The sequence below is a fragment of the Furfurilactobacillus sp. W61-4 genome (assembly GCF_057545565.1).
In genome coordinates, this window is the sequence record NZ_BAAJNZ010000008.1 from 26,761 (window position 1) to 37,045 (window position 10,285).

13 protein-coding genes are annotated in these 10,285 nt (G+C 43.9%); 12 read left to right on the top strand and 1 reads right to left on the bottom strand.

The genetic code is table 11. The annotated features are described in order from the left end of the window. Positions 1–72 precede the first annotated feature (72 nt). From AC27FN_RS09630 to AC27FN_RS09670, 9 genes are all read left to right on the top strand, one after another. Positions 73–546 carry a PulJ/GspJ family protein gene (locus tag AC27FN_RS09630; protein ID WP_487167769.1) on the top strand — a complete coding sequence of 158 codons (474 nt, stop codon included), beginning with the start codon at positions 73–75 and terminating at the stop codon, positions 544–546. Beyond that, positions 536–850: a hypothetical protein gene (locus AC27FN_RS09635; protein ID WP_487167770.1), complete on the top strand. Its 315-nt coding sequence runs from the start codon at positions 536–538 to the stop codon at positions 848–850. Before AC27FN_RS09630 ends, AC27FN_RS09635 begins: the two co-directional genes overlap by 11 nt. A gap of 70 nt (positions 851–920) precedes the next feature. Next, on the top strand, positions 921–1,931 hold the full coding sequence (locus tag AC27FN_RS09640) for a class I SAM-dependent methyltransferase (protein ID WP_487167782.1): 1,011 nt from the start codon (positions 921–923) through the stop codon (positions 1,929–1,931). 37 nt (positions 1,932–1,968) lie between these two features. After that, entirely contained in the window at positions 1,969–3,153 is a 1,185-nt protein-coding gene (locus AC27FN_RS09645) for an acetate/propionate family kinase (protein WP_487167771.1), read from the top strand. A gap of 153 nt (positions 3,154–3,306) precedes the next feature. Continuing rightward, positions 3,307–4,701, top strand: coding sequence for an amino acid permease (locus AC27FN_RS09650; RefSeq protein WP_487167772.1), 1,395 nt, complete (start codon positions 3,307–3,309; stop codon positions 4,699–4,701). A 121-nt stretch (positions 4,702–4,822) separates the two neighbouring features. After that, the gene (locus tag AC27FN_RS09655) at positions 4,823–5,434 is read left to right on the top strand and encodes a metallophosphatase (RefSeq protein WP_487167773.1); all 612 of its coding nucleotides are present in this window, start codon (positions 4,823–4,825) and stop codon (positions 5,432–5,434) included. Positions 5,435–5,537: 103 nt separating this feature from the next. Next, complete coding sequence (locus AC27FN_RS09660; protein ID WP_487167774.1) at positions 5,538–6,173, top strand: YutD family protein; 636 nt, start codon at positions 5,538–5,540, stop codon at positions 6,171–6,173. Further along, entirely contained in the window at positions 6,170–6,958 is a 789-nt protein-coding gene (locus AC27FN_RS09665; RefSeq protein ID WP_487167775.1) for a TIGR01457 family HAD-type hydrolase, read from the top strand. The genes AC27FN_RS09660 and AC27FN_RS09665 overlap by 4 nt, the downstream gene beginning before the upstream one ends. Next, entirely contained in the window at positions 6,940–7,590 is a 651-nt protein-coding gene (locus AC27FN_RS09670) for a TIGR01906 family membrane protein (RefSeq protein ID WP_487167776.1), read from the top strand. The genes AC27FN_RS09665 and AC27FN_RS09670 overlap by 19 nt, the downstream gene beginning before the upstream one ends. A gap of 69 nt (positions 7,591–7,659) precedes the next feature. Here the strand turns inward: AC27FN_RS09670 and AC27FN_RS09675 are convergent, their stop codons facing one another. Continuing rightward, complete coding sequence (locus AC27FN_RS09675) at positions 7,660–8,304, bottom strand: VTT domain-containing protein (RefSeq protein ID WP_487167777.1); 645 nt, start codon at positions 8,302–8,304, stop codon at positions 7,660–7,662. Positions 8,305–8,640: 336 nt separating this feature from the next. On the opposite strand from AC27FN_RS09675, the gene AC27FN_RS09680 reads away from it, so the two are divergent. Genes AC27FN_RS09680 through AC27FN_RS09690 form a run of 3 tightly spaced genes read left to right on the top strand, consistent with a single transcriptional unit; the run spans position 8,641 to position 10,031 of the window. Then, positions 8,641–9,222 (top strand): peptidylprolyl isomerase, encoded by a 582-nt coding sequence (locus AC27FN_RS09680; protein ID WP_487167778.1) that lies wholly within the window; start codon positions 8,641–8,643, stop codon positions 9,220–9,222. An 18-nt stretch (positions 9,223–9,240) separates the two neighbouring features. Then, entirely contained in the window at positions 9,241–9,609 is a 369-nt protein-coding gene (locus tag AC27FN_RS09685) for a CvfD/Ygs/GSP13 family RNA-binding post-transcriptional regulator (RefSeq protein ID WP_487167779.1), read from the top strand. A 50-nt stretch (positions 9,610–9,659) separates the two neighbouring features. Beyond that, complete coding sequence (locus tag AC27FN_RS09690) at positions 9,660–10,031, top strand: hypothetical protein (RefSeq protein ID WP_487167780.1); 372 nt, start codon at positions 9,660–9,662, stop codon at positions 10,029–10,031. Positions 10,032–10,285 lie beyond the last annotated feature (254 nt).

The following is a 10,285-nucleotide window of genomic DNA, read 5'->3' on the forward strand; positions in this document are numbered from 1 at the left end:
TGGAGCGTGAGGAGCGGACAACTAAAGCGGCTTACGAAAAAAGTAGTCAACGTTGGGGGATGATTTTGAGTCATGAGACGGCATCAACTAGGCTTTACCTTGATCGAAACGCTCTGGGCATTGGTGGTCGGAATTCTGGTCTTCTTCACCATCGCGCTCACTGTCCAACAGTTGACACGTGATTTTGAACGGCCCTTACAAGTTCGCGAACAATTAGACAATGCGTTGATCCACTTAACCAGTCCAACCGGTCAATTCAAATATCTCAGTGGGGATAAACACAGCATCGAACTAGCTGGCAATGATCGTTCTGGCCATCGGCATGAATATGTATTGGCAGAAAAACATGGTCAATTGTTGCTGACAACATTGAATGGTGGCTATATGCCATTGGCAGAATTAGTTTCTAAAGTGAAATTCAATTATGAAAAGAGTAGTCAGTGTTTATCACTTCAGGTAATGTTTGCGGGTGGGCCAAAACATCCGCAAGGGCAGCAAGCGACCGGTATAATTTTTTTACCGATGGAAGTTTCACATGAAAAATAGATATCGGACCGGCTTCATTTTGCCCTCTTCAGTTTTTTTAATGGTACTAGCGGTGGGATTGATCCTACTACACATTCGTGCCTATGAGGCTTCTGCCCAAGCGTTGCGTAGTAATATTTATTATTGGCAAATTCAGACAATCACAAACGAGGTAAACGAAATACATTACTATCGACCAGAACAAAAGATCTTTGAGTTTAAAAATGGTCAGGCTACGTTAACTAATTCACAAATTGACATCACTTTAAATGGGGGTCAAACCGCGTCACGCCAAGTTTGGCAGCGCAAACAAGCCTTGAAATAATGGTCAATAATCGGTATCCTTAACAAGGATAAGAATAATTAGCGACCAGTAAAGAAAGCAGGTGGTTGCACTGGCACAAACAGATGTGGAATCGTTGTTTCATCGGCTTGATCAAGCAACGTTACTGCTTCAACAACAGTTATCAACCAGTTATTTAGATGCATTGATTGAAGTTGGTGACGATTTAATCGATGGGGGCCAAGTTCGTGTGGAAGCAGGGCGACCTGATGCTACCGCAGCGATGAAATTAACACAGCTTTATCAAGAAATTCAGCCGCTGCTGGTAGACGCCGAAACAACGCGCCGTGGCTTACAGTTGGCTTTGCTGAAGGATATCGAAACAGATGCAATTGATGCAAACCATCAATTGACCCCTGACAGTATTGGCTTCTTAGTGGCCTATCTGGCGAATCAGGTAATGCGGCAAACGCAAATGACGGTATTAGACCCAGCAGTTGGAACGGGCAATCTTTTAACAACCGTGATCAACCAGTTGAATCAAGTGGACGACGTTCAAATTCAGGGCTTCGGGGTAGACAATGACGACTCGATGCTCGCTATGGCAAATGTCATGATTACTTTACAGCATCGTGATATTCAGTTATTCCATCAAGATGCGCTGGATCCTTTGGTTATGCCAAAGATGGATTTAGTCGTCAGTGATCTGCCAGTCGGTTATTATCCACGGGACGATCAGGCCACTCATTTTAAGACGGCAGCTCAAAAAGGTCACTCATATGTCCATCATTTATTGTTGGAACAGTCAGTTAATCAACTTGTTGCTGGTGGATGGGGCATCTTCTTAGTGCCCAGTCAGCTGTTTACTTCAAATGAAGCGCCCAGTTTGGTGGCTTGGATCCAAAGTCAGGCTCATTTACAAGGGATTTTAAATTTGCCTAGCGAACTTTTTCAAAATAAACAGGCACAAAAGGCCATTTTGCTATTACAAAAACATGGTGGTTCGGCTAAACAGGCGGGCCAGGTGCTGCTGGGCGAGTTTCCTTCATTGAAAGATGCTCAGGCCGTGGCAGATTTCACGAATCAAATTGATGAGTGGGTCGCCACCAACGTTTCACAATAATCAACATGAATGTTTGAAATTAAAGGAGAATGTATTTATGGCAAAGACAATCGCAGTTAACGCAGGAAGTTCAACCTTAAAGTTTCAGCTTTTCGATATGCCTTCAGAGAAAGTGATCGCTAAAGGGTTGGTGGATCGAATTGGTTTAGCTGAGGGATCCTTCACCATTTCATATGGAGACGGTGAACACTTTAAGCTAGAGCAGCCATTTAAGGATCACAAGGTTGCCATTAGCGTTTTGCTGAAGGAACTCATCGATTTAAAGATTATTGATAGTTTTGATGAGATCACTGGGGTTGGTCACCGGGTGGTTGCTGGGGGTGAATTCTTTAAGGATTCTGTTGTTATCAACGACGATGTCTTGGCTAAAATCGATTCTTTAGCAGAATATGCGCCGTTGCACAACCCAGCTAATGCAACTGGAATTCGCGCATTCCGAGAGGTTTTGCCTAACGCGACGGCTGTTGCAGTCTTTGACACTTCTTTCCATACGACTATGCCAGAGGAAAACTATCTGTATTCGATTCCTTATGAATACTACGAAAAGTATGGAGCTCGTCGTTATGGTGCCCATGGAACCAGTCACCGGTATGTTTCCCACCGGGCTGCTGACATTTTGGGTCAACCATTAGATCAAATGAAAATTATTACGTTGCATTTGGGCGCGGGAGCTTCAATTGCGGCCATTGAAAATGGCAAATCAATTGATACATCAATGGGCTTTACACCATTGGCCGGGATTACGATGGCGACTCGTTCCGGGGACATCGATGTCTCACTCGTCACCTTCCTGCAACAAAAACTGGGTGTCACCAATCCAGAAGCAATGGTGGACATGTTAAACAAGAAGTCGGGGCTTTTAGGGATTTCTGGCATTTCAGGTGACATGCGGGATCTAGAAACTAGTGATGACCACCGAGCAAAATTGGCAATTGAAATCTTCATTAACCGCATCGTTAAGTATGTGGGCTCGTACATCGCTGAGATGGGCGGGGTGGATGCATTAGTCTTTACCGCTGGGATTGGTGAAAATGCACCAGAAATCCGCGCTGCAATCACCGACGCCTTTAACTTTATGGGCATTAAGATTGATGCTGAACGGAACAATGTTCGTGGTAAAGAAACCGTGATTTCAACGGATGACTCAACTGCTAAAGTCCTATTAGTACCAACTGATGAAGAATTGATGATTGCGCGCGATGTGGAGCGATTGTCTAAATAGTGGCGACGCAAAGGTTGATCATGAGTGATCAGCCTTTTTTTGGATTTAAAAGTGAATTATTTTCATCGATGTCGTGAAATGTTTTCGTTTGTTCATCTAAACTGATACCGCTATAATTAATTTCATTAGTTAATGAAGAAAGTAGGGACATGAATGGCAGAAAATCAGGAGACAACCCAGCAACTGTCACGAGCATTAAAGAGTCGCCACGTACAGTTGATTGCAATTGGGGGGACTATTGGAACCGGGCTTTTCTTGGGGGCCGGCGAATCAATTCATCTCGCAGGACCGGCCATTCTGCTGGTTTATATTTTGACCGGACTGATGTGTTTTTTCTTGATGCGAGCCTTGGGTGAATTACTTATGTCAGACCTTTCTCAGCATTCATTCATCGATTTTATTGATCGGTATATTGGTGAACGTATGGGATTCGTGGTTGGCTGGACCTATTGGGTCTCATGGATCACAATTGCCATGGCCGAAATCACCGCGGCTGGGTTATATTTTAAATTCTGGTTCCCTAGTGTGCCCCAGTGGGTCCCTGGTTTTGTGATATTAATCGTTTTACTGGGATTAAATTTAATTACTGTCGAGGCCTTTGGTGAGACGGAATTTTGGTTCGCAATCATTAAGATTGCCGCCATTGTGGCCTTAATTGTGATTGGATTGGTCATGGTGTTCTTATCGGTTAAGACGCCGGCTGGACACGCCTCATTTGCAAACTTGGTTCGTGACGGCGGTTTCTTTGCCAAGGGCGCTAAGGGCTTTATGTTGTCGTTTCAAATGGTGGTTTTTGCGTTCGTTGGGATTGAAATGGTTGGTTTGACAGCTTCCGAGACAGCCAATCCGCGCGAAGTGATTCCCAAGGCGATTAATGACATTCCCATGCGAATTATTATTTTTTACGTGGGTGCATTATTAGTGATTATGAGTATCTATCCTTGGTCGGCTGTATCACCTGACAGTAGTCCCTTTGTCCAGGTTTTTCAAAATGTTGGGATTAAAGCAGCTGCCGGGATTATTAATTTTGTGGTTTTAACTGCGGCAGCGTCCGCTTGCAATAGTTCATTGTTCACGACTGGACGAATGCTTTATTCGTTAACCTTTGATGGCACCAGCCGCTTTTCAAAACGGATGAGTCGCTTATCACAGCATCAGGTTCCGGCCAATGCACTGCGCTTCTCTACACTAGTTATTGCGGCCGCTGTTGTGCTGAATTTCTTATTTCCCGCCGGCGTTTTTACCTTGATTTCAAGTATTGCAACGACTTGCTTTTTGTTTATCTGGGGTATGATCATGGTCGCACACTTGCGCTATCGGAAAGAATTGAAGCAACGCCAACAACCGATCGCGGCCTTTCACCTAAATGGAGCACCATTCACAGATTACTTAGTTATTGGTTTTCTCGTCTTCGTTGCCATCGTGATGCTCTTCAAAGTTGAGACGTTGGTCGCTTTAGTGGGCGCTGGTATTTGGTTGATTGCTTTGTATGTTTTCCATCGACTTTCAGGCAAAACCGCGATAGCCGGTTCCTCTAAGCAAGGATGACAAAAGTTTTGAGATGAACGAGTAAACGTCTGCCGCCAATCGGGGGCAGACGTTTTTTACAGCAAGCTTTTTTGGTGGATGTGGTACAATTGACACCATTAATGATGGGAGGCGCATAGCTGTGCGTTATTTTACGTCAGATACGCATTTTTTTCATAAACAGTTATTGGGCCGAAATGATTTTGCGCCACGGCCGTTCTTAACTGTCGAACAGATGAATGAAACAATTATCGAAAATTGGAATTCAGTGGTCACAGATCGAGATACGGTTTATCATCTTGGCGATATTGCGATGTATTTTACGCGGCCAGCTAGTGTCTCTTGGATCGCCGTAAATGAAGTGTTACATCGACTAAATGGTCATTTGGTATTAATTAAGGGTAATCATGATAATCGAGACTTATTCAAGTATTTAGCTGCTCATAATGAACCACTGGCCGATGGCGAACCCAAGTTTCAGTTTCATGATGTGGGTGTGTATTTGAAATACGATCATCGTCAGTATTATTTGACACATTATCCGTTTTCATTAGGGATTGTGGGGAATATCATCAATCTGCATGGCCATATTCATCACTACGCAATGCCAGCCAAAGAGAATATTAATGTTGGGGTAGATACTCCTGAAACAGCCTATTTAGACCATGAAATCCCATTTGGTCGCCCTTTTTCTTTCGCAGAAATTGAGCAGATGGTTAGCGGTAAGGCTGATGACTATCATAAACGGCGCTGACAAAGCGCGTTATTAGCAAAGAAGGTGTTTTATTATCGATCGTGAGCACATTGCCCAATTAGCCCAAGAAGCCGCCGTCAAACGTGCGGCGATGTTCACCGTTGTGCGAGAAAATGATGCACAGTTTTTTATTAACGGACATCCATATGAATTGGTTTACGATTTTCATCAAGCATTCGATGTTCATCAATTTGCTGATCGGTACAGTACCGTACTCAGCAAATATGATTTTATTGTTGGCGATATTGGCTTTGAACAGTTACGGTTGAAGGGATTTTACGCCGCTGATACAGCGCGAGTTCCTGTTAGCCAGACCATCACTGCATTAAATGATTACTTATATGAATATTGTAATTTCGGTTGTGCCTATTTTGTGTTGCATAACTTAGATGTTGAAATTGATCAGCAAGATCAACCGCAAAAGGCTGATCGGCATCGGTCTCGACGCGCGTCTCGTCAGCGGCGACGTGAAGATAGCACAAGCCAGCCAAGGGAGACTAACAGCGATAATCACCGGTCAACACATTCTCAATCAGGGAATCAAGCGGTGACACATCGTTCGCAAAATAACCGGCATAAATCGTCGTCGGCGAATAATCGAACTGCAGTGTCAGATCAGCGATCATCGATTAAGTCTGGATCAGACCAGGCCCAGCGAACCACTCATCGTAAAACGCGCCGTCACTTTACCATCCGGCAAAAAGGGACGTCAGGATCAGGATCAGGTACGTCATCATGACTGTTTATGATGGCTATTTGATTGATTTAGATGGCACGATTTATCAAGGTTCCCGTGAAATTCCATCCGCCCAAAAATTTATGGGCCGACTAATTGAAAGTGGTCGACCATACTTATTCCTGACGAATAATTCAACCCGGAGTCCCGAAGCGGTTGCCAGTAACTTGCGGCAACATCACCATATTGAAACATCAGCCGAGCATGTGTACACAACAGCGTTGGCGACGGCTGATTATCTTCGTGAGCAAGCAAACGGGAAACAACGATCAGTGTACATGATTGGTGAGGGAGGGTTGGCCGAGGCATTGCAGACCGCTGGTTTTGAAATCGTGACTGATGCTGCGTCACAACCAGATTTTGTGGTTGTCGGCTTGGATCGAGAAGTGACCTATGAAAAATTCGTGCAGGCGGTTTTGGCCATTCAAAATGGGGCCACTTTCGTCGCAACTAACTTAGATACAAATATTCCCAATCAGCGGGGGATGTTACCAGGAGCTGGAGCAGTCGTTGATTTTGTGCGGTATGCCACTGACATCACGCCAATCTCCATTGGCAAACCGGCTGGTATTATCATGTTATCGGCCTTGAAACGCCTGCGGTTAGCCGCAGATCAGGTGGTCATGATCGGGGACAATTTGCACACGGATATTTTAGCAGCCCAGCAGGCACATATGGCATCAATTTTAACGTTGACGGGGCTTTCACAACGGTCCGATGTCGAAACAAGTGGCATTACGCCGACACATATCGTGGAGGACTTAACTAAATGGCGGATCGAAGGTTGATATTGGCTAAATTAATGCATTTTGGCCGTTATCTCGCCGGTTGGTTGTTTATTTTGACCAGTGCCATTTGGCTGACAGTGCATGCCATCTGGCTATATTGGTTGACATTGAAAACGACCGATGTGCTACAACAGGTCAATTTGAGCCAAGCGACAATGATGCACAATTATCGACAATTGTTGGCCTATCTGGATTTTCTCTGGGTAACTAAGCTGGCCATGGCAGATTTTTCTGATTCTAAGGCGGGACTGCAGCACTTTGCTGATGTGAAGCATTTGCTGATGCTAAACAATGTTATTTTGATTATTACCATGTTTATTACTGGTTGGGGGTTATGGCGCTTACTAAGACAACGCCGATTGTGGCAGTTACAGTTGCCAATGCAAATTGCATTGCCAATCGCGCCCATTTTGGCGGTAATCATGAGCATGAATTTTAATCAATTTTTCATTACGTTTCATGAAATTTTATTTCGTAACGACGATTGGTTATTTGACCCTAATCGTGATCCGATCATTGATGCGTTACCGGCCAGCTTTTTTCTCAACTGTTTTGTCCTTTTTTTCGTTATCTTTGAAGGCTGGTTAGTTGTCGGCTGGTTAGTCGGGCGTCAGGCAGCTAAATCCATTTAAAAAAACGTTTGTCCACTATCAGGACAAACGTTTTTTAGTCGCTGAAGAATTCTGTTGGTGATGACATTACTACGATGCTTTGGTCAATTTACCACGCAGGTAGCCAATGATCGCGGGGATTAAGGAAATACCGATGATACCGAGGACAACGATTGAAAAGTGTTCTTTGACAAATGGAATATTACCAAAGAAGTAGCCACCAGCACAGCATAAGGCGACCCAAGCGAAACAACCGATTAATGAGTAGCGAATGAATCGGCGGTAAGGCATGCGGCTACCAGCCGCGACAAAGGGTGCAAAGGTACGAATGATTGGCATGAAACGGGCTAAAATGATGGCCATCGCGCCATGCTTATTAAAGAACACTTCAGATCGTTCAAGTGAATCCTTTTGGATCAATTTGCCAAATAGTGAATGATTCGTCAAAGCTTGACCAACTGTGCGGCCGATCAGGAAATTGAGAGAATCCCCACCGATACAAGCGACTAAGAACAAGATGACAAAGGTCCAGATGTTCAGATGATACAGGGGATTCGCAGCTAAGGCACTGGCCGCGAAGAGTAATGAATCGCCCGGCAAGAACGGAAAGATGACCGGACCGGTTTCGATAAAGATGATGGCAAATAAGATGAGGTAAGTCCAATCACCAAAATTGTTGACCAGACTAACTAGATGCGCATCGATATGTAGGACAAAGTCAATGAGCGTTGACATAATGTTTCCTTTCAGAATAAAGTAATCTAATTAATGGAGCGCCCTGATCAGTCAAGGCAATGGTGATACTATAGCAGAGATAGGAAGGTCACAAAATAGCGGGTGTCAGTTTAGCGAGAAATTTAATTAATTTCTTGAGATTTAGTCGTTGTTCGAGTGACCGATGAGATTGATTGCATCATGGCGATGGGTTGTTTACAATAAGACAGACTTATAAATCATGGTTGATCAATTAAGTGGCTAAGGTATTTAATCACATTGCTAATGGATCAGCTGTTAACGGATTTTGGACCGGTAATAAACTTTAAAACTGATAAATAAAGGATGGCATAAACGATGTACCCACAAATTGAAATTGGGCTGGCAAATGGCCCGCAGGTAACTTTGACGACAACAATGGGGGAAATTAGTGTACAGCTATTTGAGGATCTAGCGCCGAAGACAGTCGCAAATTTTGTCGGTTTGGCAGAATCTGGCTATTATGATGGTGTCAGTTTTCATCGTGTCATCGCTGATTTCATGGTTCAAGGTGGTGACCCGACAGGTAGCGGGGCCGGCGGTGAGAGTATCTATGGTGAGTCATTCGCAGATGAGTTCTCAGATCGGTTGTTTAACTTTCGCGGGGCTTTGTCAATGGCTAATGCCGGGCCGAATACGAATGGCAGCCAATTCTTCTTCGTTCAGGCAACAAGGGTTCCAGAGGATATGTTGGCCGATTTGAGTGAATCAGGGCTGGATCAAGCAGTGATTGATAAATACCGTCAAGGTGGTACGCCATGGCTTGACGGGCACCATACCGTTTTCGGTCAAATCACTGCGGGTATGAACGTGTTGGATGAAATTGCAGCGGCACCGACGAACTATGAGGATCGTCCAGAGACACCAATTCTGATCGACCACATCACAGTCACCAAGTAAGTTGAGGGGGCGGATGATGTGGATTATCGAATTGGCCAGGTTGTTGATGGTGTTGTGACTGGCATTCAGCCTTATGGTGCCTTTGTTAGCCTTGATAATGATCATCAGGGTTTGATCCATATTTCAGAGGCACATTTTGGTTACGTGAAGGATTTGCGTGATTATGTCACTGTTGGTCAAACGGTGAAAACTAAAATTCTTGACATCGATGAGTATTCTCATAAAATCAGCTTATCGCTTCGTTGTCTGGCGGAGACTGGTGAACCACATCAAGCTGGTGGTTCACTACATAAGCATTATTGGACTGATCGAAGTGTTCAAACTGGTTTTTCCCCCATTGCCAGTGCAATGGGCAAGTGGTTGGATGAGGCTAACCGACGTTTTTGAGATTTCTTCTTTAATATAACTACCAAAAGTAAACTAGTGGGGAACTTATGATGAAACAAGTTGCAGGCACGATTTTAATGACTGATGGTGAAAGTACACAGTTTTTAGTGACTAGAGATGACAAGACAGGCGCTTATCAATTCTTTAAAACACCAGTGATGGCAGGAAAAACGGCGCTGGCCAGTATTTTAGAGCAAATGCGGGACCTTTTAGCAATTGAATTGGATGACTTAAGGTTAAGCGAGCTGACGACCTGTGAAGTTAATCATGAGGATATTTCGCTATTCGTGTTTGATCACTTAGCTATCTCACCTGAGTTGCAAGACCAAGTGATCAAAGCCGGTTTATCATTTGTGGATGGTAGTCAGCTCCATGACTTATTCCACGATGTTAAGATTGATGCAGCCCCGGTATTTGACTAATTCGCAACTTTTTTCAATTTGGGGCTTGACCGTTTTTGCGGAGATTGATATAGTATTACTTGCTGTTACGAATGTTGATGCAGCAGTCGTTTGAACGATTTAGCCAATTAAAAAGTTCTTCAAATTCTAATTGACATGATATTGCTTAAATGATATTATCTAATAGTTGTCTTGCGACAACAAAGTAGATCTTTGAAAACTGAACAACGTTTCGACGAATCAAATGTGTAGGGTCTTTGAACTTCGGTTCGAAG